Raw genomic sequence first — 24,523 nt, forward strand, 5'->3', positions numbered from 1 at the left:
TTTACCGCTCCCGCAACACCCGATCGATCAACCCCCAGGCCGCCGCTTCGTCGGCGGTCATAAAGCGATCGCGATCCAACACCCGCTCCACCTCTTCGTAGCTGAGGCCGCAATGTTTGGCGTACAGCCGGATCACCGTGTCTTTGGTGCGTTTCATCTCTTCGGCATGAATCAAGATGTCGGAGGCCTGTCCCTGAAAGCCGCCCAGCGGCTGGTGCACGTGCAGGCTGGCGTTGGGCAGCGCCATGCGGTGCCCCGGCTCGCCGGCCATCAGCAGGAACGAGCCCATCGAGCGCGCGGTGCCCATGCACAGCGTATGCACCGGCGCGCGGATATACTGCATGGTGTCGTAAATCGCCAGCCCGCTGGTGATCACCCCGCCCGGCGAGTTGATGTACAGGTGGATCGGTTTCTCCGGGTTTTCCGCTTCCAGAAACAGCAGTTGGGCGCACAGCATTTCGGCCACGTCGTCGTTGACTTCGCCATTGAGGAAAACGATCCGGTCGCGCAGCAGGCGCGAATAAATATCAAAGGAACGTTCTCCCCGGCTGGTCTGTTCCACCACCATCGGGACGAGCATCATCTTCTCACGCATCGGTGAACTCCTGGGTTGGCAAAAGGGAAATGAATTTAACGCGTCAGGCGGCGAGCATCATCGTCACCGAACCGTCATTGGCGGCGTCGAGCTGGTGGATAATCCGCAGCAGGCTGCCGCCAGCGGCGTCTGGCACTATCTGCAGCGTCACCACGCTTTCAAGGAACGGCGGCCGGTCGTCACGCAGACGGTAGCTCACCGCTTCGCCCGGCGTGGCGGCCAGCGGTTCGGCCTGCGCCAAATCCCCCGGAGGCAGCCACTGCTCGCGCAGCTCGGGAATACTGAGCGCTCGCCACACTTTTTCCGGCGGCGCATCGAGCGAATATTCCAATATCAGCCGATCGCGCGGCGGCTGCTCAGCCTGTTTGTTCATTGATCCATATCCTTCAGCAAGGTTTGCAACGCGTCGATGCGCGCCGGCCACCAGGCGCGGTACTTCGCCAGCCAATCGGCGATCTGCGCCAGCCCTTCCGGGTCGACCTGGTAATTGACGTAGCGCCCCTGCTTCGTCTCGCGCACCAGCCCGGCATTGCGCAGCACCGCCAGGTGTTGCGACATCGCGGACTGGCTGATGGGCAGCCCTTCGCGCAGCGCGCTGGCGTTCATGCTGCCGACGGCGAGCTTGTCGAAGATGGTGCGGCGAGTCGGATCGGCCAGCGCCTTGAAGATGTCATTTTCGTTCATACAAACACATTAGTATTCACTTATGTATTATGCAAGCGCCAGGGCAGGATTTTTGCGCAAAGCGAGACTCCGCGCCGGGGCACGGAGCCGATAGAGGAGAAATTACAGCGGTTTATTGCAAACGGGCGTGGTCAGCGCGGATTGCCCGGCCTGCGCCCCTTCCTGCGCTTCGAGCGCGAGGCGCGCCAAAGGCATGTCTTCATGGTAGCGCGCCTCGGCGCTCAGGCTTTTCGCGTAGCGGTTGTACTTCCACCAGGCGTAGCCGAGGAACACCACCAGCCCGCCGACGTTATAGAACACGATGGTCATGATGCTGGCGCCGGTCGGGAACGTCGAGGCGAAGAAGCCGACGGTGAAGATGGCGATCAGCACGCTGACGATGGCGATGCCCTGCAGGCGCGAGCCCATTTTGAAATCGCGCGCCACCCGGTCGTACTTCAGGCGCAGATTCAGATAGGCCAGCATGATGAACAGCGGCGGCAGCATCGAGGCGGCGGCGGTCATGTTGATCAGCGTGTTCATCAAATCCTGCACGCTGCTGGAACCCAGCGTTGGGATCAGCATCAGCGGGATGACGATGAAGAACTGGATCCAGGCGGCGCGCGTCGGCACGCCGTGCCGATTCAAACGAATGGTTTTCTCGCCGAAAATGCCCTTCGGGATCTCGGTGAAGAAAATCTTCACCGGCGCCGCCGTCCACATCAGCAGCGAGCCGAACATGGCGGTGAAGGAGACGATGCCGACAAAGCGGTTCATCAGCACCGTCGGCAGGCCGAAGTGCGCCGACAGGCCTTCGAACACCTGAACCGTGCCGCCGGTGAAATGCAGGTCAGCGCGGTGGACGAACACGTTGATCAGCAGCGAAGACACCGAATACAGCACGCCGATGAACAGCCCGGAAACGATGATCACCTTCACGAAGGCGCGGCTGCCGCCTTTCACATCGTTCACGTACACCGCCACAGACTCCGCCCCGCCCGCCGCCTGGAAGATCCAGGCGGTAATGCCGAGGAACGCCCAGTTGAAGTTCGGCGTCATCGCCTGCACGTTGATCGGGTCGGCCGGTTCGATGCCGCCCAGCACCGCCGCGCCCGCCAGAACGATGTAGGAAAACGTCAGCAGCAGCATCAGCGACGAGGTCACCGAGGTCATCGGCCCCAGCAGTTTTGCGCCGCTGTTGGAGATGTAGGTCGAGAAGGCGAACAGGAAGATGCTGATGATCGCCGTGGTCAGCGGGGTAAACACGTAGTCATAGCCCAGGAACGCGTAAGAAGCGTAGGCGATGACGCGCGGCAGCAGCGCGGTGAAGAAGAACAGGTTCACGAACCAATAGGTGTAGGCGGTGATAAACGCCCAGCGCCCGCCGAGCGCGCTTTTCACCCAGGCATAAACGCCGGCCTCGGAGTTGCGGTTGAGCGAGACGAACTCGGCGATGATCAGGCAAAAGGGAATGAAGTAAATGATGGTCGCCACCAGGAACACCGGCGACGAGGCGACCCCGAGCTGAATATTGTTGTTAATCACGTTGTTGAAACTGAACACTGCCGCAAACGTCATCGACAGCAGGCCAAACTTGCCGATGGTGTTTCTGTTCGACGCAGCCATAGAGATTCTCCGAATGGTGTAGGGGACTTCGGTTTGTTGTTATCGATCGGCGAGTGCGCTATTTGTTAACAAAATAGCTGTCTTCCACCGTCACTTTTAAAATGACTTTTTTTACCTTGCCGCTTTCTGTGAAGCGGTGAGCCTGGTGGTTTTCGAAGATCGCCACGTTGCCTTTGCCGACCCGGCGCCTCTCGCCTTCGCCGCTGAAAAACTCGCGGTCGGTTTCGTCCTGATAGGGCGCCACCGTCGTCAGCGCCCGTTTGTCGGCAACCTCGACGGTCTCTTCCCCCTCGAGGTAATAGTGCACGTCGAAGTAGCGGCGGTTGCCCTCCAGCCAACCGTGCTGGCGGCCGGCGCCGACGCTCAGCCGATACGTCAGCGAGTCGCCGATCGAATGGCACACGTTCGGGCTGATGCGATCGATATTGGCGATCGCATCCATGCAGCGCAGCCACTTCTTGCCGCTGTGATAGATGCGCTGGAACTCCGCCAGGGATTCGAGAATGATCATGCGTTTTCCTCCGCAGACTGCGGGTGGTGGTGAGCGGGCGCGAAGTCATAACCGGCGAGCGCGGCGCCCTGCGTTTGCCGCCCGTCGAACGGCACCAGCGTGAAACCGTAGCTGAACGGCGCCAGATAGACCCGGTGGGTATCCAGCACTTCGGAGCCCCAGGAGTTGGAGCCGAGGCCGAGGATCTGGTCGTCCAGGTTCAGCGTCAGGCAGTCGCTCGGTGCCAGCTCGTTGATGTGCTGGGCCTGGTGCAGCATCTCGGCGCTGTAGGGCCACAGGCTGAAATTGATCGGCCGCCGCGGCTGGATGAAGATCCCCTTGCCCGCCGCGTCCTGCAAACTCAGCCAGCGCACGTCCTGCCGATTGCCGTTGTCCTGCGGGAACGGATAGTGTTCGAACAGCGCGTCGGCGCGCTGCCGGTAGTGGCCGATCAGGTTGGCCCGGCAGCTGTCGCGGTAGTTCTCGCCCGGCCCGCGGCCGTAGTATTCCACCTGTTCGAAACGGCGGCTGATGCCGAAATCGAGGCCGATTTTCGGGATAATCTGGCGGAAATCGCCGTAAGGCTCACCGGCCAGATCCAGGCTGACGTAGCCCTGCGGGGAGATGCGCCAGCGGTAGGTGCAGCGCATGCCAAAGTCGAACACCGGCGGCGCGATCAGGCTATGTACCTCGATCAGCAGATCCTCGCCCTGCCATTGCCGAGTGAGGCGGCGGAAGTGCTGCTGCATGATGGGGAAGTGATGCGGCAGCCAAATCCCCTCATATTCCTGTTTATGGTTATCGATCACCGGTTTGAAGAAGGTGATGCGCGGCGCGCGCCCCACCACTTCTTCATCGTCTACCCGCCACGACAGCAGTTCGCCGCTCAGCAGCGAGAACGCCAGCTGGAACCGGCCGCCGCTGACGATCAGCCGATGATTTTCCTCGCGGCATTGCAGCGCCGGCGCATCGGCCGGTGGTGGAGCCGGTCGCCGCGTCGCCGCCCGGCGCAGATGCTGATAATGTCCCAGCCGCTGGCCGCTCTCGCTGTAGCGGGTGGCGCTATCCTTATGCACCGCCACGTCGATCAGCGTTTCCCCCTGCCCCAGCGCCAACACCGGCAGGTGCATGTCTTCGCTCTCGCCCGGCTGCAGGTGCGGCAGCTTGAATTCGTAACTCGCCACCTGGCGGCCGTCGGTCTTGACGCTGACCTTCAGCGTGATGTCCGCCAGCGAGCTGAACCAATAGCGGTTTTTCACCCGCAGCACGTCGCCTGCGCCTTCCTCCGCCGTCACCTCCACCGGGCACAGCACCTGCTGGTATTCACGCAGGCCGGGGCCGGGGCGCTGGTCCGGGTAGATCAGGCCGTCCATGCAGAAGTTGTAGTTGTTCGGGTAGTCGCCGTAATCGCCGCCGTACTGGTAGCGCTCGCGCCCCTGTTCGTCGTGGCTCAGCAGCCCGTGATCGCACCACTCCCAGATGTAGTGTCCCTGCAAACTGGCGTGGCGGTTGAACACCGACTGGTATTCGAACAGCCCGCCGGGGCCGTTGCCCATCGCGTGGGCGTATTCGCACAGGATGCGCGGTTTGGGGTGCGGGTATTCGCCGAAGGCGTTCATCATCGCCACGCGGGAATACATGGTGCTGATCACGTCGGTCACTTCGGCGTCGCGATCTTCTTCATAGTGGATCAGACGGGTCGGATCGAGCGCCTTGCAGCGCCGGGCCATGGCGCGAATGTTGCAGCCGTAGCCGGACTCGTTGCCCAGCGACCAGATGATGATCGACGGGTGGTTTTTCTGCGCCGCCACGTGGCGCTCGATGCGTTCGACGTAGGCCTGCTCCCAGCGCGGATCGTCGGTAATGCGGCTCAGATCGCCGACGTTGGCGAAGCCGTGGCTCTCCAAATCGGTCTCCGCCATCACGAACAGGCCATAGAGATCGCACAGCTCGTAAAAGCGCGGATCGTTGGGGTAATGGGCGGTGCGCACCGAGTTAATGTTGTGCTGCTTCATCAGCACGATATCGCGCTCCACCCGCGCCATATCGACGGCGCGCCCTTTGCGGTGATCGTGATCGTGCCGGTTGACGCCGTGCAGCTTGAGGTAGCGGCCGTTGACGTACATCAGCCCGTCGCGCACCGCAATCTCGCGGAACCCCACCCGCTGCGGCACCACGCCCAGCAGGTTGCCGGCGCCGTCATACAGGCTGAGCAACAGCTGATACAGATAGGGATTTTCCGCATTCCACTGCTGCGGGCAGCTGACCGGCAGTTCGAAACGGCAGTTCAGCGCCCGCTCGATGCGCAGATCGTCGCGCCACTGCTCCGCCACGCAGCGTTCGCCGTCGAACAGCTGCGCCTGCAGGCGACAGCCCTCGGCGGCCTGCACACCGAGATGGCGCAGCTCGGCATCGATCGCCAACTGCGCGTCGCAATAGCGCTCATCGAAGGTGGTGACCAGCGTCAGATCGTGAAGGTGGGTAGCGCTCTGGCCGATCAGATAGACGTCGCGGAAAATGCCGGCCATCCACCACATGTCCTGATCTTCGATGTAGGTGGAGTCGGCCCACTGCATCACCCGCACCGACAGCAGATTCTCGCCCTGCCGCACATAGGGGCTGATGTCGAACTCGGCGCACAGTCGGCTGCCCTTGCTGAAGCCGACATAGTCGCCGTTGACGTACACCTCGAAGTAGGTTTCCACGCCGTCGAATTTGATCAGCACTTGCTGATCCTGCCAGCCGGCGTCGAGCGTAAAGTGGCGTTGATAGGCGCCGGTGGGGTTATTGGTCGGCACGTAAGGCACGTCGATCGGGAACGGGAAGCCCTCATCGGTGTACTGCAGGTGGCCGTGCCCTTCCAGCTGCCACATGCCCGGCACCGCCATATCGCCCCAGTCGTTCATCGGCTCCCGGTAAAACGCCGCCGGCACCTGCGCCGGGTGCTCGAAGAAGCGAAAGCGCCAGCGGCCGCTCAGCAGTCGGAAACGCCGGCTGGCGTTGCGATCGAAGCTCAGCGCCTGCCCGGCGTCCGCGTAGCTGAAGAAGCTCGCGCGCGGCGCCAACCGGTGCTCCGACTGTTTTTCAATGTTTTCCCAATTATTCACGTCACGTCTCCCGACACCTGTGCAATGCGGAAACGATAGTAAATATTTAGTAAAAACTACAGTTGATATTTACCAAATGACGACAGGATCACAATAAATCTCAAAGGCCTTTTTTTATCATGACGTTAATTTTGAGCGCCAACGCCCCCGCCGAGGCGGGGGCCGGTCAGGCGACGGTGGTGTCGCGCAGCTGCAGCGAGCTGGGAACGAAGATCGACAGCGGGACGGCGCGCTCATCGCGCAACCGCTCCGCCAGCAGGTTGACGGCCTGTGCGCCCATGGTTTCCGAAGGGATGCGCACCGTGGACAAGGCGGGGAAAATAAAGCGGGCGGTGGGAATATCGTTGACGCTGATCAGCGCGATCTGCCCCGGCACCTGAATGCCGTGTTCGTGCAGCGCGCGCAGCACGCCGATCGCGATCGAATCGGTCGCCACCAGCAGCGCCGGCGGATAGCCATTCTGGCTCTGCAACATCGCTTTCGCGCACTGGTAGCCCGACTGGCTGCTGAAATCGCCGTGGTAAATGTCCTGCGCTCGCACCACATTTTGCTGCCGGCCATACTCGACGAATGCCTGCTCGCGCTGGTCGATGCCGGCCGGATGGTCACGCCCGCCGATAAAGCCGATGCGCTGATAGCCGCGGCCGATGAAGTAGTCGATCACCTTGCGGCTGATCTTGTACAGGTCGACATTGACGCAGTCAAACCGCTCATCCTCCACCACGCCGTCGATGAACACCACCGGCGTTTCCTGCTGCCTGAGCTGCTCATACAGCGCGGGCTGTGGCCGGCCGATCACCAGCAGGCCGTCGGCCGCCGGCAGCGCCTTGTCGCCGTTGAAGTCGTAACCGGCGCTCAGCGCCACGCCCAGCTTTTCGCACTGCGTCTCGATGCCGTAGCGCATCGCCAGGTAATAGGGATCGTTGATCTCCACGCCCTGCGTATAGGTGAACAGCGCGGCGAAATGCAGGCGTTGCCCGCTTTGCCGTTTGGAAGGCGCGATCTTGTATTCGAGGCGTTCCGCCGCTTCCAGGATCTTCTGGCGGGTTTGCGCCTTCACGCTCAGGGTGGGGTCGTCATTCAACACGCGCGAAACGGTGGCGACGGACACATTAGCGGCTTCAGCAATTTCCTTCAGTGTGGCCATAGAGTCCCAATGCACAGACGAAAAACGGTAGCTTAATCGGATAGCGCCGCGGCGTACAGCGCCGCCCGCCTCCTCTCCTTCCCAGACCGGGCCAGAACACGCTCATGCCAGCCGTTGCCGGGCGCCTGCAGCGAAAGATACCCATTTCACCCGCTGTGATCAAGTTAACGATTTACTGATTAAAGCATATTTTTTACTAAAAATTTTACTAATATACCTGCCGTTTACCGCCCCGTGAAGGCGGACTTTTTCTCTTCTCCCAGGGAGCCGGGAGCGACCTCGCGTGAGCCGCCGCTCGGCTGACGTTCCGATCCATCCAACATCAGGCCTATGCCCCATGAAACCACTAAGCCATCACGCCCTGTTGCCCTTGTTGCTGCTCGTTAACGCGCCCGCCTGGGCGGCGCAGGAACCGGTGACCCCGGCGGAGCGCAATCAGCTCCCACCGCCGCCGCTACCCGATAGCGCCGCGACCGCCCTGCGTTTTTACGGCGAGCTCGGCATCGGCGGCAGCGTCTATTTGAACGGCGAACATCAACATAAATACAGCGACGGCACCTATATCGAAGGCGGCCTGGAGATCAAACGGGGCCACTGGTTCGGCCTGATTTACGGCGAAGGCTGGACCGTGCAGGCGGACAGCCAGGGCCACGCCTGGACGCCGGGCCATGGCTGGGGCGGCTTCGAGGGCGGGTTGAACCGCTTTTACGGCGGTTACCGCACCGACGACGGCACCGAGATGATGCTCAGCGTGCGCAACGACTCGTCGCTCGACGACCTGCAATGGTGGGGCGACTTCACGCCGGAATACGGCTACGTGATCCCCAACACCCGCGATCTCAGCTACGCCGCCAAGCTGCAAAACCTGACCGGGCGCTTTCGCTACAGCGTGACGGCGGCGCCGGAAAGCCGCATCGACGAGAGCAAGGCGCTGCTGCACTTCGGCAAATACGATCGCTATTCCGACAAGTACACCTATCGGGCGATGATCAACGGCTACACCCAGTACGACCTGCAGGACAATCTGACGCTGCTGAACGGTCTGGAAGTGACCGACGGCCTGGGGCAGCTGTTTTTGCTGGGGCTGCGCGGCCAACACCTGGCCGGCCGCGTCTGGCACCACACCGGCAAAGGCGACAGCGGCGGCCATCCCGGCAGCGAATCGGGCCTGATGCTCAGCGCGATGACGGAAACCGCCAAAGGGCTGTATCTCTCCACCGCCTACAGCTACGCCCGCCACCGGTTTGATAATACGGCGGATACCGCCACCTCATACGCCCAGTTCGGCGTCTGGTATGAATACGCCGGCGGCAAGCTGGCCACCGCGCTGGACAGCAAATTCTTCATGCGCAACGACAGCACCGGCGCCAGCAACTCGGTGTTCCTGATGCAATATTTCTATTGGTAACCGTTGAGGCTCCTACGATGAACATGACTCCCCTGACCCCGCTGGCCACTGCCCTCACCCTCGCGCTGACGCTGACGGGCTGCGCGCCGAAAACGCCCGACGCCGACGCCCCGTTGGCCGAGCGCTATAAAAACGTCATCGACCGCCGCGGCGCGCCGCACTTTATGCTCGATTATGATTTCGACGATCACCAGCGCTTCAATCCGTTCTTCGATCTCGGCGCCTGGCACGGCCACCTGTTGCCGAGCGGGCCGGAGGGCATGGGCGGCTTCCCCGGCCCGGCGCTGCTGACCGAAGAGTACATCAACTTTATGGCCAACAATTTCGATCGGCTCAGCGTCTATCGAGACGGTAAGCCGGTGCATTTCACCATGACGGCCTACAGCCTGCCCGGCGCGCTGGTGCAGCGGCTCAGCGCGCCGGGCGTAACCGTCAACCTGACGCTGCGCTTCGCTGGCGCGCGCACCTCGCTGCTGGAAACCCAAATCCTGACCGACACGCCGCTGGAGCTGGTGTGGGACGGTGAATTGCTGGAGCGCTACGCGGCCAAAGAGCAGAAGCCGCAGCCGCCGGCGACCCTCGCGCAGGCATTTCCTGACTACACGCGCCGCATTGTGCCAACGGCTGACGGCCTGCGCGTCAACTTCGGCAAAGTGCGCGCGCCGTCGCAGCTGATGACCTCCGGCCAGTCCGAGTACCAGATCCACAAATCGCTGCCGCAGCGCACCACGGTCGACGGCCATCGCTTCCGCGCCACGGCGCGCATCGCCGGCTCCACCACCCTGTACACCACCTACTCGCACCTGCTTACCGCCGAAGAAGCGCGGCGCGAACAACGCGCCATCGCCGACATCCTCGCTCACCCGCAGCGCTATATGGCCGCGTCGGCCCAGCGTTGGGAACGCTATCTCGCCACAGGGCTCAGCAACCCGCACGCCACGGCGGAACAAACCCGCGTGGCGGTCAAAGCGATGGAAACGCTCAACGGCAACTGGCGCGGTGCCGCCGGGGCGATGAAGTTCGACTCGGTCACCCCCTCGGTGACCGGACGCTGGTTCTCCGGCAACCAGACCTGGCCGTGGGACACCTGGAAACAGGCCTACGCCATGGCGCACTTCAACCCGGACGTGGCCAAGGACAACATCCGCGCGGTGTTCGCCTTCCAGATCCGGCCGGGCGATGCCCTGCGCCCGTGGGACGCCGGTTTCCTGCCCGATCTTATCGCCTACAACCCCAGCCCGGAGCGCGGCGGCGACGGCGGCAACTGGAACGAGCGCAACACCAAGCCGAGCCTGGCGGCCTGGGCGGTGATGGAGGTGTATCGCGTCACCGGCGATAAGGGCTGGCTGGCGGAGATGTACCCGAAGCTGGTGGCCTACCATGACTGGTGGCTGCGCAACCGTGACCACAACGGCAACGGCGTGCCGGAGTACGGCGCCACCCGCGACAAAGCGCACAATACCCCCGACGGACGCATGTTGTTCACCGTCAAACGTGGGCAGCGCGAGCAAACGCTGGCCGGCCTCGACAATTACGATCGCATCGTGCGCGAGGGGCAGTACGACAGCATCGAGATCCCGGCGCAGACCGCCGCCTCCTGGGAGTCGGGCCGCGACGACGCGGCGGTATTCGGCTTTATCGATCCGGATCAATTGGCGCGCTACCTGGCGCAGGCCGGCAAACGCGAAGACTGGCAGGTAAAATTCGCCGAAAACCGCGCGCCGGACGGCACGCTGCTCGGCTACTCGCTGCTGCAGGAATCGGTGGATCAGGCCAGCTACATGTACAGCGACAACCGCTATCTGGCGGAGATGGCCGATATTCTCGGCCACGGCGCCGAGGCCGCCGCCTTCCGCGCCAAAGCCGACCGGCTGGCGGCCTACATCAACACCTGCATGTTCGACAAGCACAGCGGTTTCTTCTATGACATCCGCATCGAAAAGCGGCCATTGGCCAACGGCTGCGCCGGCAAACCGATCGTCGAACGCGGCAAAGGGCCGGAAGGCTGGTCGCCGCTGTTCAACGGCGCCGCCAGCCAGCCGCACGCCGATGCGGTGGTCAGGGTGATGAAGGATCCGCGCGAGTTCAATACCTACGTGCCGCTCGGCACCGCGGCGCTGACCAATCCGGCGTTCGGCGCGGACATCTACTGGCGCGGCCGCGTGTGGGTCGATCAGTTGTATTTCGGCCTCAAGGGCATGGAACGCTACGGCTATCGCGACGATGCGGTGGCGATGGCGCAAGCTTTCTTCCGCCACGCCGACGGCCTGGTCGCCGACGGGCCGATCCGCGAGAACTACAACCCACTCACCGGCAAGCAACAGGGCGCGCCGAACTTCTCCTGGAGCGCGGCGCACCTGTACATGCTGTATAACGACTTCTTCACGCAATAAGCCGCAGCGGCCACCGCCATCGTTGCCCGGCGGTGGCCCGCGTTTATGAGCGGATCGGGATCACCAGCACGTCGATATTCAGCTGGTTGATGGCGTTGCGGGTGGAAGAAAACAGGTTGCTCCACAAATCGTGGTGGTGGCCGAACACCAGCAGATCGATATTCTTGTCCACCACTGCCGTGCGCAGTTCGTCAACAAAGCCGCCGCGCCCGATAATCACTTCCGCGATCGGATAATTGACGTTTTGCGTGGTGGGTTCCAGCTCTTTGCGGATCTTCTCTTCGAACGACGCGCCCTCATAGCTGTGCTCCGAAAAGCCGATCGCCGCATGGTAAGTGTCATAGTGGACGTCCACATAGATCAGCGAGAGTTTGGCCTTCAGCGCCTCCGCTAACAGCGCCCCCTTTTCGACCAATCGTTTGCCGTCATCGCTCAGATCGGTGGCGATGACAATATGGTGGTAACACATAGCGCCTCCTGTCATGGACTCGGTAGAGCCGAGGCTCCGATATCACGTCAGAGTCATATCGTTATGGTTAATTTTAGTTCAGAAACGGCGCGCGCGGCGGGAGAGACAACGGCGGGAAGGCCCCGTTGCCGGGGCGGAAGGCAAAAATTACTTCTCGCGCTGCGCCTCAAACCAGACGTTGCACAGAGACAGGATCAGCGTGTTGGCGTCTTTCACCAGCACGTTATCGCCGGGCACCCCATCGGTGCCCTGATCGGTGATGCCTTTGATGACGGTATCCGCGTGCTGAATGGCCACGCGCTCGACCGACGGCGTGCTGATGCCCAGCATCGGGAAATCGATGTAAGAACTGCTGCCGGAATTGTCCTCGACGAACTCCTGCGCTTCTACGGTGCTGACGGTGGCGCCTTCGCTTTTCAGCGCCGTGCCGTTCCAGCTGAATGCATCCGCCTTATAGCTGATTTTACCGCCGATCAGGCTCTGCGCCTGCTGTTGATCCCAGCAGCCGGTGGTCTGCGTCGGCACAATTTTACTGACGCGCCAGTTGCCCAGCAGCTGTTTGGGGATCGGCCCGGTATCGCTCTCCGCCGCCCGAACCTGAGTCGCCGAGACGCAGGCCAACACCACCAGCGGCAGCAGCGCCTTGCTCCAAGTGTTCAATCGCATTGTTTTTTCCTTCGTTTCAGTACCTAGTCTGCCCTCGCGGGCCAACGGCTATCATAATAAGCCCGCCGATTCGCCGTCAAAACAATCCGCACCGCGCCAGGCGGCGGCCGCTCATAGCTAATCGCTATGAGTCATAGTGAATCAGTATTTTGTTTTATCCCAGCGATTACCTACAGTCACTGCCACTATTCTGCCAGCCAAAATTAGCAGGCAATGTTGACAAGGACCCTGGGAAAATGACATTTACGCTGAAAAACCTCACCCTGGCGCTGGCCGCCGCCGGCACGCTGCTGCTGACCGCCTGTGGCCCAACCGCACAGGACGATCACCACATCAAGGTCGGCATCAGCGCCGGCATCGATCAGTCGCTGTGGGCGGTGGTGCAAAAGGTCGCCAAGCAGAAATACGATCTGGACGTGGAGGTGGTGACCTTCAACGACTACGTGCTGCCGAACGAAGCGCTGAATAACGGCGATCTGGACGTCAACGCCTTCCAGCACAAGCCGTATCTCGACAAGCAGATGCAGGAGCGCGGCTACAAGCTGGCCGCGGTGGGCAACACCTTCGTCTACCCGATCGCCGGCTATTCGAAGAAGATAACCGCACTCAGCCAGCTGCCGGACGGCGCGCAGGTGGCGGTGCCGAACGATCCGACCAATCTGGGCCGCTCGCTGCTGCTGTTGCAAAAACAGGGGCTGATCACCCTGAAAGACGGCGTCGGCCTGCTGCCGACCGCGCTGGACATCGTCGGCAACCCGAAAAAGCTGAAGATCGTCGAGATTGAAGCGCCGCAGCTGCCGCGCGCGCTGGACGATCAGAAAGTGACGCTGGCGATCATCAACACCAACTATTCCAGCCAGATCGGCCTGTCGCCGGCCAAGGACGGGCTGTTTGTCGAAGACAAAAACTCGCCGTACGTCAACATTTTCGCCAGCCGCATCGACAACAAAGACAGCGAGAAAGTGAAGGATCTGGTCAAGGCCTATCAGACCGATGAAGTGGCGGCCAGCGCCGCCGACATCTACAAGGGCGACGCCGTCAAAGGCTGGTAACCCTCCCCCGCATGCCCGTGGCGCCCGCCGCGGGTTTTTCATTTCCGCCCTCCGCCGCGCCGTTCAATTTTCGCCCACTCAGATCACAAATCAAGCACGGCGCTTTAGGTGAATAAAGCTGCCATGTTGTATACAAGTTTGCGCAAATGTTTTCTATTTGTTTCAAAAAACCGCTGGGGAAAATAATGAAAAATAGAAAAATCAAAGCGTTGCTTGTTACCTGCGCCGTGGTCGGCGCCGCGTTGCTGGCCATCGCCGGTAAAGCGGAGAACGCCGATAAAACCTTCCTCTCCGTCGCCACCGCCTCCACCGGCGGCACCTACTACCCGATGGGCGTCGGGTTGGCCAACGTCTGGAGCAACCGGCTGAAACGCCAGGGGATACAGGTCACCGGCCAATCCTCCGCCGGTTCGATCGAGAATATCGACCTGCTGCAAAAAGACGAGGCGCAGCTGGCGATTTTGCAGAGCCTGATCGCCGTCGAAGCCTATCAGGGCGTGCGCAACTTCGACGGCCGCGCCTACGGCGATCTGCGCTCCATCTCCATGCTGTGGCCCAACGTCGAACACTTCGTAATGCTGGAAAGCCGGGTCAAAGACGGCACGCTGAACGATATCGCCGGCACGCGCTTTTCCGTCGGGCCGCAGGCCAGCGGCACCGAACAGTCGACGATGATCATCCTACAGGGCGTCAACCTGACCAAGAAGTCGCTGTCGGCGGAATACCTCGGCTACGGCGACACGGTTTCCGCGATGCGCGACGGGCGCCTGGACGGCGGCGCCCTGCCCGCCGGGGTGCCGGCCGCCGCCGTCACCGACATGTATGCCAGCGGCGTGCCGGCACGCATCCTGGAAGTCACCGACGAACAGCTGGCCAGCATCAACGCCATCGCCAACTCCTGGTTCCGCTTCGACATCAAGGCGGAGACCTACCCCCGCCAGCCCAAAGCGGTCGCCACCATCGCGCAGCCCAATATTCTGGTGGCCCTCAGCCGGCTCGATGAAAAGCTGGTGTACGACCTGACCAAAACGATGTTCGAGAACCTGCCGGAAGTGCACCAGGTACACAGCTCGGCCAAATACATCTCGCTGGAGAATGCGCTGAAAGGCGTTTCCGTGCCGCTGCACCTCGGCGCCTATCGCTACTACCGCGAAGCCGGCGTCGAGATACCCGATTATCTGATCCCGCCGGAAGCCGCCGCGCTGGCCGCCAACCCCTAACCCAGGAGGACGTATGAGCACTCACCCTTCTTCACCGCAGCCCGCCGTCGATCTGGACAAGGAAGCCGGCGCCGGCAACCGGCCGCTGAGCGGCATCTATTTGCAGCTGGCAACCGTCCTGGCGATCGCCATTTCCGCCTATGCCATCTACGCCAACGCGCTGTCCAACACGCAGGAGTTCTACCGCAACACCACGTTCCTGAGCGGCATTCTGATCCTGGGCTTTATCCTGTTCCCCTTCTCGGCCCGGCACGCCACCCGCAGTTTCAACCGCTGGGACTATCTGTTCATCATCCTGACGCTGGTCAGCTACGGCTATTTCTACGTTAACTACGTCGATCTGCACGTGGTGCGCAAGAGCATCCCCAACGCCACCGATTATGTGATGGCGGCGATCGGTATCGGCGTGCTGTTCGAAGCCGCGCGGCGCACCACCGGCTATTTCATCCCCGGCCTGGCGACTTTCGCCATCCTCTATGCGCTGTTCGGGCAGTACTTCATGGGCATTTTCGGCCACGGGGGCTTCTCGGTGGAACGCCTGCTGTATCGGCTGTTCATGACCAGCGAGGGGATTTTCGGCATCACCCTGTCCACCGCCTCCACCGCCATCGTGGTGTTTATTCTGTTCGGCGCCTTTCTCAGCGTCAGCGGCGCAACCGCGCTGTTCAACGATCTGGCGCTGGCCGCCGCCGGACGCCGCCGCGGCGGCCCGGCCCAGGTGGCGGTGATCTCGTCGGCACTGACCGGCTCATTGAGCGGCAGCGCGGTGGCCAACGTCGCCACCACCGGCACCTTCACCATTCCACTGATGAAAAGCATCGGGCTGTCGTCCCGCTTCGCCGGCGCCGTGGAAGCCACCGCCTCCACCGGCGGCATGATCATGCCCCCCATCATGGGCGCGGCGGCGTTTATCATGGCCGGCTTCCTCGGCATCTCGTACACCACCATCGTCATCGCCGCCATCGTGCCGGCGCTGCTCTATTACGCCGCGCTGATCATGGCTATCGACCTGGAGGCCAAGAAACAGGGCCTGAAGGGCATCAACAAGGAGAACATCCCTCAGGTGCGCGCGGTGCTGAAGGCGCGCGGGCTGTTGCTGCTGCCGCTCGTCATCGTCATCGGCACGCTGCTGCTGGGTAAAACGCCGATCTATGCCGGCTTCCTCGGCATCATTTCTATCATCGTCGCCAGCTGGCTCACCCCCGACAGTTCGGTGCGCATGACGCCGAAAAAAATCGCGCTGGCCTTGAACGACGCGGCGCGCGGCTCGATCCAGGTCACCATCGCCTGCGCCGCCATCGGCGTGATCATCTGCGTGGTGACCATGACCGGCATCGGCTCCACGCTGGCGTTCAACATCGTCGCCATGACCGACAACACCCTGTGGATGATCCTGCTGGTGGTGATGCTGGTGTGCATCGTGCTCAGCATGGGGCTACCCTCGACCGCGCTCTACATCGTGGTGGCGGTGACCGTGTCGCCGATCCTGATCAAAGCCGGCGTGCTGCCGCTGGCGGCGCACTTCTTCGTGTTCTGGTTCGGCGCGTTGTCCAACATCACGCCGCCGGTGGCGCTGGCAAGCTACACCGCCGCCAGCATCGCCCGCGCCGATCCGATGCAAACCTCGTGGGACGCGGTGCGCCTGGCGCTGCCGGGCTTTATCATCCCGTTCATTCTGGTCTACAACCCGATGCTGTTGATGCAGGGCGACGATCTCAACCCGCTGTCGGTGCTGCATATGGTGATCAGCGCGCTGGTGGGGATCTACGCCCTGTCGATCGCCAGCGCCAATTTCTGGCTGATGAAGACCCACTGGCTGGAGCGGGTGCTGTTTACCGCGGCGGCGATTTTACTGATCAAACCGGGCCTGATGACCGATCTGGGCGGCGCGGCCCTGATCGCCGCCGCCGCCGCCATGCACCTGCTGCGCTATAAACAGCGCGCCGCACTGCCGGGAGGCGCGTCATGATCCGCAAGGTCACGCGCCAGAAAGCCTCTCATCAGGTGCTGGCGCAGCTGAAAGCCGGCATCAACGACGGCACCTTTCCGGTCGGCGAGAAACTGCCGTCGGAAAACGTGTTGGCAGACGCGTTCGGCGTCAGCCGGGTGCCGGTGCGCGAGGCGCTCGGCGTGCTGGAGGTCAGCGGCATCATCTCCTCACGCCAGGGCGGCGGCCACCGGGTGGAACAGCATTCGCTGCTGAGCAAATACGAACCGCTGGTGATGGAGGTAGCCGACCGCCGCGAGGTGGAAGCGCTGCTGGAAATGCGCGAAGTCATGGAACAACAGGCGGCGCGCATGGCCGCCGAGCGCCGCACCGAACAGGAGTTGCAGGCGATCGAACAGGCGCACCTCGCCTTTCGTGACTGTACGCTGAACGACGGCCAGATCGGCTATCGGCAGGACTACCTGTTCCACCGCGCCATCATGCAGGCTTCGCATAACCCGTTTTTCGTGCAGATCCTCGATAACATGCACGAGCTGTATCTGGGGGTGCTGGTGTACTCGCTCAGCAAAAACCTAGGGCGGCAGGCCGAGCGCCAGCGGGTGATCGACGAACATGAGCGGGTATTTATCGCCATTCGCGACGGCGATGCGGCGGCGGCCACCGCCGCCATGCAAAGCCATCTGAACAACGTACGCGGCAAATTACGCCGCCTGGAAAACGAGGAGCAAGAGCCGTGATGTACGACGCGATCGTTATCGGTGCCGGCCTGGTGGGGCTCGGCGTGGTGAATGCGCTGCAGGAAGCGGATCCGCAGCGGCGCATTCTGATCCTGGAAAAAGAGCGCGGCCCGGCGGCGCACCAAAGCGGCCACAACAGCAACGTGGTGCATTCCGGCATCTACTACACGCCCGGCAGCCTGAAAGCGCAGTTGGCAAAACAGGGCAACCGCAGCATGTTCGCCTTCTGCCGCGAACACGACCTGTATCACGACCAATGCGGCAAGGTGATTGTCGCCACCCAGCTAAACGAACTGGATCGGCTGGAGAACATCTATCAGCGCGGCCTGCAAAACGGCCTGCAGGTCACCCGGCTGTCGCAGGCGCAGCTGCGGGAGCGCGAACCGCACGTCAATGGCCTTGAAGCGCTGCTGGTGCCCGATGCCGGTATCGTCAACTACGCGGAGGTGGCCGCCAAGCTGGCGGAGATCATCGTGCGGCGCGGCGGCGAGATCGCCTACGGCCATCAGGTTGAGGCCATCCGCGAACACGCCGGCGGCGTCACCGTCACCGCCGCCGGCGATACCTTCGAGGGAAAACTGCTGATCAACTGCGCGGGGCTGTTCAGCGATCGCATCGCCAAACTGGCCGGTTACGAAACCGGCATGAAGATCGTGCCGTTCCGCGGTGAATACTATGTGCTGGACGACGCGAAAAACCACCTGGTCAACCATCTGATCTACCCGGTGCCCAACCCGGATTTCCCTTTCCTCGGCGTGCATTTTACCCGTATGTATAACGGCAAGCGCGACGTCGGCCCCAATGCGGTGCTGGCCTTCAAACGCGAAGGCTACCGCAAATGCGACTTCAGCCTGTGCGATCTGAGCGAGGTGCTCGGCTATCGCGGCTTTTGGAAAATCGCCGGCAACTACCTCGGCGAAGGGCTGGCGGAAATGCGCCGTTCGCTGTCGCGCCGCCGCTTTGCCGAGAACGCCCGTCGGCTGATCCCGGCGCTGCAGGAGCAGGATATTCGCCCCGGCCCGGCCGGCGTGCGCGCCCAGGCGCTGACCGCCGACGGCAAGCTGGTGGACGACTTCCATTTCGTGCAGGGTAAACGCTCGCTGCACGTGTGCAATGCTCCCTCTCCGGCAGCGACCGCCTCGCTGGAGATCGGCCGCGAGATCGTGCGCCGCCATCTGTCCGCTTTCTGACGCCCACTGAGGCCACGGCGCCCGTGGTCTCAGCCGCGCTGGATGGACACCCCGCCATCCACCAGCATCGCGGTGCCGGTGACAAATGAAGCTGCGTCAGACGCCAGATACAGCGCCGCCTGCGCGATCTCCTCCGGCACCGCCAGCCGCTTCAGCGCGTGCAGTTCGGCCACCTGCGCCAACGCCTCCGGAGTATTGCTCATCTGCCGGCCCATTGCCGTATCGGTGCCGCCCGGCAGCAGCGCGTTCACCCGAATGCCGCGCCCGCCGAATTCCACCGCCAGCGCCTGCGTCAGGCCGATCAGCCCCGACTTGCCGGCCGCATAGGCCGCCGTACCGGGAAACGCCGCGGTGTGGCCGACGAAGGTGGAGGTGAAAATCACCGAGCCCGCGCCGCGCGCCAGCATGGCGGGGATTTGATATTTGGCGCCGTAGTAGGCGCTGGACAGGTTGGTTTCCAGCACCTCGCGCCACTCTGAGGCACTCAACGCCAGCGACGGCCCCAGCGGCCCTAAGGTGCCGGCGTTGTTGAAGGCGATATCCAGCCCGCCGAATTCGTCGACCGCCGTCGCCGTCAGCCGTTCGGCGAAGGCTTCGTCGCGCACGTCGCCCGCCACCGCAAGCGCCCGGCCACCCTCGCGCCGAATGTCCTCCACCAGCTCCGCCAACAGCGGCTCGCGCCGCGCGCCCAACACCAGCGCTGCGCCCTGGCGGGCGAACAGCAGCGCCGCCGCTTTGCCGATCCCCGAACTGGCGCCGCCGATCACCGCCACCTTGCCGTTTAATGCGTTCATCGCTCATCCTCACACGGTTTAAAGATCCTCAGTGTGAAGCAAGATCCGGCGCCGCGCTGGCCGCAAGCGGACATATAACTGACGCCAATAAAAAAGGCGCTGCAAGCAGCGCCCCGGCAACGCGAATCTGACGGTTAACTCACGGCCTGGCCGCATACTTCTGCATCGTGGCCGGCGTCACCAGCTCGAACGGGATCCAGTAATACGGTTCGAGCTTTTCCCCGTTGATCATGCGCTGCGCCACATCGACCGAGGCTTTGCCCTGGCCGACCGCGTCCTGGAACACCGTGACCTGCATCTTGCCGGAGGCTAGCGCCTTGAGGCCGTCCGGCGTGGCGTCGATGCCGCCGATCAGCACTTTCCTGTCCGCCTTGCCCGCCTGCTGCAGCGCCATGATTGCGCCGATCGCCATCTCGTCGTTGTTGGCGGCGACGATGTCGATCGCTTCGCCGTTGGTCAGCCAGTTCATCATCAGATCCATGCCTTCACTGCGTGAATAGTTGGCGCTCTGCTTCTGCACCACCTTCATTTTCGGGTACTTGCTCACCACCTGCTCCACGTCTTTGGTGCGCTGCAGCGCGCCGGCGTCGGTCAGGTTGCCGATCATCACCGCCACGTTGCCCTGATAGCCGGCCAGCCGCGCCAGCTCTTCCATCTGCAGCGTGCCGGATTCCCGCTCGTCGGAGCCGACGAGCACCACGCCCTGCGGTAGTTTGGCATCGCCCGGCGTGCGGTTCACGTACACCAGCGGCACGCCGGCGGCCTGCACCATTTTGGTCATCACCGGCGTGCTGGCCGAGTTGACCGGATCGACGATAATCGCGTCCACCCCGGCGCTGATAAAGCTCTGCACCTGATCGGTCTGGCGGCCGACGTCGCCGCGCGCGTCCTCGAACTGCACGGTGATGCCGCGCGCCTTGGCCTCCTTGTCGATCGCCTGGCGGATGATGGTGAGGAAATTCTGGTCGAAATAGGCCATCGACACGCCGATGGTTTGCGCCCATGCCGGGGTAGACGCGCACAGCGCCACCGCCAGCCACAGCCCTTTCAGGTAGTTCATGATGTGCCCCCCAGGTAAAAAAAACGCCGCCGGCCAACCCTGACGCCGGCGGCAATTCACGGCAATCAGTGTTTTTTACGGTTGCGCCTCATGTCGATCGACACGGCGGCGACGATAATCACGCCCTTGATGATGTCCTGAATGTAAGAGTCGACGCCGATAAAGGTGAAGCCGCTTTTGATAAGGCCCAGGATCACCGCGCCGATCAGCGTGCCGGTGATGCGCCCGACGCCGCCCATCAGGCTGCTGCCGCCGATCACCGCCGCGGCGATGACGTCCAGCTCATACGACATCCCCATGCTCGACTGGCCGCTGCTGACGCGCGCCGCCAGCACCACACCCGCCAACCCCGCCAGGCCGCCGGCGATGGTGTAAACCGTCACCAGGTACTTGTTGACGTTGATGCCGGAAACCCGCGCCGAGGTCATGTTGCCGCCGATGGCGTAGATGTATTTGCCGTAGCGGGTATGCTTGAGCGCGATATGGAAGATCACCGCAATCACCAGGAAGATGATCACCGGCATCGCCCCCTGGCCGATCGACGTGAAGCCGTCCGACAGGAAGCTGACCGGGTTACCCTTGGTGTAGTACTGCGCCAGGCCGCGCGCCGACACCATCATCCCCAGCGTGGCGATGAACGGCGGAATGCCGGTGCGGGTGATCAGGAAGCCGTTGATAAAGCCGCAGACGATGCCCACCCCGATCCCCGCGCCGATCGGGATCGCCGCCGGCAGATCGAGCAGCCCCGGATACATCGGCGAGATGCTGTCCGAGGTCTGCGCCAGGCTGGCCGCCACCACCGCGGTCAGCGCAATCAGCGAGCCGGAGGAGAGATCGATGCCGGTGGTGATGATCACCTGGGTGACGCCCACCGCGATGATGCCGATGATCGCCACCTGCAGCACGATCAGCAGCAGGCGGTTCGGATTCAGCAGGAACGACTGATCGCGCATGTACCAGCCGAGGATTTCGAAGATCAGCGCGATGCCGATCATCACGATGAAGATGCCGGTATCCTTCGGCATTTTGCCGCTCAGCCCGGAGAACAGCGTTCCCTTGCCCGTTGAATCGGCGGAGAGCGGCTTCTCAATCTTTACGTTACTCATGATGTTCACCCTTCGTTATTCTGAGGCCAGCGCCAGGATCTTCTCCTGGTCCGCGTCGTCTTTGTCCAAAATGCCGGTGATGCGGCCGCCGTGCATCACCATTACCCGGTCGCTCATGCCGAGGATCTCCGGCAGCTCGGAGGAGACCAGAATGATGGCGACGCCGCGGTTGGCCAGCTCGCTGATCAGGCGGTAGATTTCCGCTTTCGCCCCCACGTCGATGCCGCGCGTCGGTTCGTCGAGGATCAGGATTTTCGGCTGCGCCAGCAGCCAGCGCGCGATCAGCACCTTCTGCTGGTTGCCGCCGCTGAGGTTATTGATGATCTGATCCATGGTCGGCGTTTTGATGTTGAGCTTTTTAATCTGCTCCATGCAGTCTTTGGCCATCTGCACATGGCTGACGAAACCGTTCTTGCCGATGTATTCCGACAGGTTGACGATGCTCATGTTCTCGACCACCGACAGCACCAGAAACAGGCCGGATTTCTTGCGGTCTTCGGTGAGGAACGCCAGCCCGCTCTCGATCGCCTTCGCCGGGGAATCCACCTTCACCGCCTGGCCTTCGATAAAGATCTCGCCGCCGTCCGCCGGGTGCATGCCGAACAGGCTTTCCATCACTTCGCTGCGCCCGGCGCCCACCAGCCCGGCGACGCCGAGGATCTCGCCGCGCTTGACGCTGAACGACACGTCATGGAACCAGCCGCTGCGGCGCAGCCCCGCCACCCGCAGCACTTCCTCGCCGATATTGTTGTTGAATTTGGGGAACATCTGCGTCAGTTCGCGCCCCACCATCATGGTGATCAGCGACTGTTTGGTCAGGTTTTCGGTTTTGTCGCAGGCGATGAAGGTGCCGTCGCGGAAAATGCTCACTTCGTCGGTAATGGCGAAGATCTCGTCCATCTTGTGGCTGATATAGATGATGCCTTTGCCCTGCTCGCGCAGCTCGCGAATGATGGCGAACAGGTGCACCACTTCGCCTTCGGTCAGCGCCGAGGTCGGTTCGTCCATGATCAGCACGTCGGCGTTGTAGGACACCGCCTTGGCGATCTCCACCATCTGCTGATTGGCGATGCTCAGCTCGCCCACCAGCGTGTCCGGCTGCAGTTTGATGTTCAGCCGCGCCAGCAGTTCGCGGGTCTGTTCGTTCAGCTGTTCGTGGTTGACGAACCCCAGCCGCGCCGGCTCGCGCCCCAGCCAGATGTTTTCCGCCACCGTCATGTAAGGCACCAGGTTCAGCTCCTGGTGGATCATGGAAATGCCCGAATGCAGCGCCTGCAGCGTGTCGCTGAAGGTGACCGGCCGGCCTTTGATTTTTATCGAGCCTTCGTCCGGGTGGTAGATGCCGATCAGGCATTTCATCAGCGTCGATTTGCCCGCGCCGTTTTCCCCCATCAGCGCGTGCACGCTGCCGGGTTTGATTTTAATCGAGACCTTATCCAGCGCTTTGACGCCGGGGAACTGCTTGCTGATGCCTTCGGCCTCAAGAACATAAGGGTACATACCGCTTACCTCCGCACTGACCCACGTTTTCCGCCGCGCTCGCCCCACACCGGCGCCCGCGGCGGGCTTCAAGGCTTATTTCTTGTTTTTATCGGCGAATTGCTGGTAATTGGCCTGGGTGATCAGTTGGTAAGGGATCAGCACGTTGCTCTCCACTTTCTCGCCTTTCACCAGTTGAACGGCGGTCTGCACCGCGCCTTCGCCCTGGCCTTTGGCGTCCTGGAACACGCTCAGCGCCAGATCGCCCTTCTTGATGAACTCCAGCGCGTCGGGCGTGCCGTCAACGCCGGCCACCAGCACGCCGGATTTCTTGGCTTGCTTCAGCGCCAAAATAGCGCCGATGGCCATTTCGTCGTTGTTGGAGGCGATGGCGTCGATCTGCTGGCCGGACAAAATCCAGTCGGTGGTGACGTCTACCGCCTCTTTGCGGAAGAATTTGGCGGTTTGCTTATCGATAATCTTGATGCCGGGGTAGTTGGCCGCCACCTCTTCCACGCCGCGGGTGCGGTCGCGCGTGGCTTCGCTCGACAGCTCGCCCATCAGGATCATCACGTTGCCCTTGCCGTTCATCAGCTTGGCCAGTTCCTCCATCTGCAGCTTGCCGGCCAGCTTGGAGTCGGAGCCGACGTAGGCCATGCCGGCCGGCAGCGCCACTTCCGGCTTGCGGTTGACGAACACCAGCGGGATCTTGGCCTTCTCGGCCAGCTTGATCATCGGCTTGACGCCCTGGGTATCCACCGGGTTGAGGATGATGGCGTCGACGCCCTGGCTGACGAAGTTTTCGATTTGTTGAATTTGCTGCGCGATGTCGCCCTTGGCGTCTTCGAACTGGCCGCTGACGTTGCCGTCGGCCTTCATTTTGTTTTGCATCGACTGGCGCAGAATGGTGAGGAAGTTGTCATCGAAGTAAGCCATGGAAACGCCGATCTTGATGTCTTTCGCCAGCACGCTGGCCGGCAGCATGCACATCAGTACCGAGGCGGCGATCAGTTTCTTCAGCTTCATGTTCGTTACCCTTTAATCGTTAGAATGAAGAGGTCTGTTGGTTGACAGCTAATGAAAAATATTTTTTACATTCAAACAACAATACGGTCGGTGTTATCCCTTTGATACGGCGAATTTACCGCGTTATCGCCGTATCAAGGCCGTTGTAAAAATGGTGATCGATGTCTCAAAACAGATTAAAAACAACCAATTGAAATAAACCCCTGGCACAACAAACGGCGTCCTTACCGCTTTTTTAAATGTTTATTTCATAATTGAGATTATTGAAACTTTTTAACCCAAACAAGCGAAACATGCATTTTGGAATGGCTTATTAACAAAAACATGACACGGATCTAACAAATGAA

Annotated in this window: 21 protein-coding genes; 7 read left to right on the forward strand and 14 right to left on the reverse strand. The window is 61.9% G+C overall.

Annotated elements, in window-relative coordinates; all coding sequences use genetic code 11:
* Window position 1: 1 nt before the first annotated feature.
* The 7 genes from ACF8MC_RS05960 to ebgR all read right to left on the reverse strand — a co-directional run bounded on the left by ACF8MC_RS05960 (window position 2) and on the right by ebgR (window position 7,628).
* Window positions 2-595: an ATP-dependent Clp protease proteolytic subunit gene (locus ACF8MC_RS05960; RefSeq protein ID WP_033638144.1), complete on the reverse strand. Its 594-nt coding sequence runs from the start codon at window positions 593-595 to the stop codon at window positions 2-4.
* Between the two features lie 43 nt (window positions 596-638).
* On the reverse strand, window positions 639-968 hold the full coding sequence (locus ACF8MC_RS05965) for an SRPBCC domain-containing protein (RefSeq protein ID WP_033646406.1): 330 nt from the start codon (window positions 966-968) through the stop codon (window positions 639-641).
* A complete protein-coding gene (locus tag ACF8MC_RS05970) occupies window positions 965-1,279 on the reverse strand; it encodes a helix-turn-helix transcriptional regulator (RefSeq protein ID WP_049235107.1) in 315 nt (104 codons plus the stop codon). The genes ACF8MC_RS05965 and ACF8MC_RS05970 overlap by 4 nt, the downstream gene beginning before the upstream one ends.
* Before the next feature lie 102 nt (window positions 1,280-1,381).
* Entirely contained in the window at window positions 1,382-2,884 is a 1,503-nt protein-coding gene (locus ACF8MC_RS05975; protein WP_041034703.1) for an amino acid permease, read from the reverse strand.
* Window positions 2,885-2,942: 58 nt separating this feature from the next.
* A complete protein-coding gene (locus ACF8MC_RS05980) occupies window positions 2,943-3,395 on the reverse strand; it encodes a beta-galactosidase subunit beta (protein WP_043147250.1) in 453 nt (150 codons plus the stop codon).
* Window positions 3,392-6,481, reverse strand: coding sequence for a beta-galactosidase subunit alpha (gene ebgA, locus ACF8MC_RS05985; protein WP_164105081.1), 3,090 nt, complete (start codon window positions 6,479-6,481; stop codon window positions 3,392-3,394). Before ebgA ends, ACF8MC_RS05980 begins: the two co-directional genes overlap by 4 nt.
* Window positions 6,482-6,647: 166 nt before the next feature.
* Window positions 6,648-7,628, reverse strand: a complete 981-nt coding sequence (gene ebgR / locus ACF8MC_RS05990) for a transcriptional regulator EbgR (protein WP_033638137.1) — start codon at window positions 7,626-7,628, stop codon at window positions 6,648-6,650.
* A 337-nt stretch (window positions 7,629-7,965) separates the two neighbouring features.
* Here ebgR and ygjJ point away from each other — a divergent pair, with 337 nt between their 5' ends.
* Together ygjJ and ygjK are read left to right on the forward strand one after the other, a co-directional pair.
* A complete protein-coding gene (gene ygjJ, locus ACF8MC_RS05995) occupies window positions 7,966-9,036 on the forward strand; it encodes a protein YgjJ (protein ID WP_164105080.1) in 1,071 nt (356 codons plus the stop codon).
* Window positions 9,037-9,053: 17 nt separating this feature from the next.
* Entirely contained in the window at window positions 9,054-11,429 is a 2,376-nt protein-coding gene (ygjK, locus tag ACF8MC_RS06000; RefSeq protein WP_164105079.1) for an alpha-glucosidase, read from the forward strand.
* A gap of 43 nt (window positions 11,430-11,472) precedes the next feature.
* Here ygjK and ACF8MC_RS06005 read toward each other — a convergent pair whose 3' ends face one another.
* On the reverse strand, window positions 11,473-11,898 hold the full coding sequence (locus ACF8MC_RS06005; protein WP_033638134.1) for a universal stress protein: 426 nt from the start codon (window positions 11,896-11,898) through the stop codon (window positions 11,473-11,475).
* Between the two features lie 147 nt (window positions 11,899-12,045).
* Window positions 12,046-12,564, reverse strand: a complete 519-nt coding sequence (locus ACF8MC_RS06010) for a hypothetical protein (protein ID WP_033638133.1) — start codon at window positions 12,562-12,564, stop codon at window positions 12,046-12,048.
* Window positions 12,565-12,800: 236 nt separating this feature from the next.
* On the opposite strand from ACF8MC_RS06010, the gene metQ reads away from it, so the two are divergent.
* From metQ to lhgO, 5 genes are all read left to right on the forward strand, one after another.
* Window positions 12,801-13,616, forward strand: a complete 816-nt coding sequence (gene metQ / locus ACF8MC_RS06015) for a methionine ABC transporter substrate-binding lipoprotein MetQ (RefSeq protein ID WP_033638132.1) — start codon at window positions 12,801-12,803, stop codon at window positions 13,614-13,616.
* Between the two features lie 185 nt (window positions 13,617-13,801).
* Window positions 13,802-14,836 carry a TAXI family TRAP transporter solute-binding subunit gene (locus tag ACF8MC_RS06020; RefSeq protein WP_033638131.1) on the forward strand — a complete coding sequence of 345 codons (1,035 nt, stop codon included), beginning with the start codon at window positions 13,802-13,804 and terminating at the stop codon, window positions 14,834-14,836.
* A gap of 13 nt (window positions 14,837-14,849) precedes the next feature.
* Entirely contained in the window at window positions 14,850-16,805 is a 1,956-nt protein-coding gene (locus tag ACF8MC_RS06025) for a TRAP transporter permease (RefSeq protein WP_060420644.1), read from the forward strand.
* Entirely contained in the window at window positions 16,802-17,521 is a 720-nt protein-coding gene (locus tag ACF8MC_RS06030) for a FadR/GntR family transcriptional regulator (RefSeq protein WP_033638129.1), read from the forward strand. Before ACF8MC_RS06025 ends, ACF8MC_RS06030 begins: the two co-directional genes overlap by 4 nt.
* Window positions 17,521-18,711, forward strand: coding sequence for an L-2-hydroxyglutarate oxidase (lhgO, locus tag ACF8MC_RS06035; protein ID WP_164105128.1), 1,191 nt, complete (start codon window positions 17,521-17,523; stop codon window positions 18,709-18,711). Before ACF8MC_RS06030 ends, lhgO begins: the two co-directional genes overlap by 1 nt.
* Before the next feature lie 29 nt (window positions 18,712-18,740).
* Here lhgO and ACF8MC_RS06040 read toward each other — a convergent pair whose 3' ends face one another.
* The 5 genes from ACF8MC_RS06040 to ACF8MC_RS06060 all read right to left on the reverse strand — a co-directional run bounded on the left by ACF8MC_RS06040 (window position 18,741) and on the right by ACF8MC_RS06060 (window position 24,176).
* The gene (locus ACF8MC_RS06040) at window positions 18,741-19,505 is read right to left on the reverse strand and encodes an SDR family oxidoreductase (RefSeq protein WP_049235098.1); all 765 of its coding nucleotides are present in this window, start codon (window positions 19,503-19,505) and stop codon (window positions 18,741-18,743) included.
* Between the two features lie 139 nt (window positions 19,506-19,644).
* Window positions 19,645-20,565 (reverse strand): sugar ABC transporter substrate-binding protein, encoded by a 921-nt coding sequence (locus ACF8MC_RS06045; RefSeq protein ID WP_164105078.1) that lies wholly within the window; start codon window positions 20,563-20,565, stop codon window positions 19,645-19,647.
* 65 nt (window positions 20,566-20,630) lie between these two features.
* Window positions 20,631-21,671 carry an ABC transporter permease gene (locus tag ACF8MC_RS06050; protein ID WP_392423156.1) on the reverse strand — a complete coding sequence of 347 codons (1,041 nt, stop codon included), beginning with the start codon at window positions 21,669-21,671 and terminating at the stop codon, window positions 20,631-20,633.
* A 15-nt stretch (window positions 21,672-21,686) separates the two neighbouring features.
* Window positions 21,687-23,171 carry a sugar ABC transporter ATP-binding protein gene (locus ACF8MC_RS06055; RefSeq protein ID WP_033646419.1) on the reverse strand — a complete coding sequence of 495 codons (1,485 nt, stop codon included), beginning with the start codon at window positions 23,169-23,171 and terminating at the stop codon, window positions 21,687-21,689.
* Between the two features lie 75 nt (window positions 23,172-23,246).
* On the reverse strand, window positions 23,247-24,176 hold the full coding sequence (locus ACF8MC_RS06060; protein WP_033638124.1) for a sugar ABC transporter substrate-binding protein: 930 nt from the start codon (window positions 24,174-24,176) through the stop codon (window positions 23,247-23,249).
* Between the last annotated feature and the right edge of the window lie 347 nt (window positions 24,177-24,523).

Origin of the sequence: Serratia sp. LACPHL-BACT-2024-00286, from assembly GCF_043109535.1 — a bacterium.
GTDB classification, from domain to species: Bacteria; Pseudomonadota; Gammaproteobacteria; order Enterobacterales; family Enterobacteriaceae; genus Serratia; species Serratia sarumanii.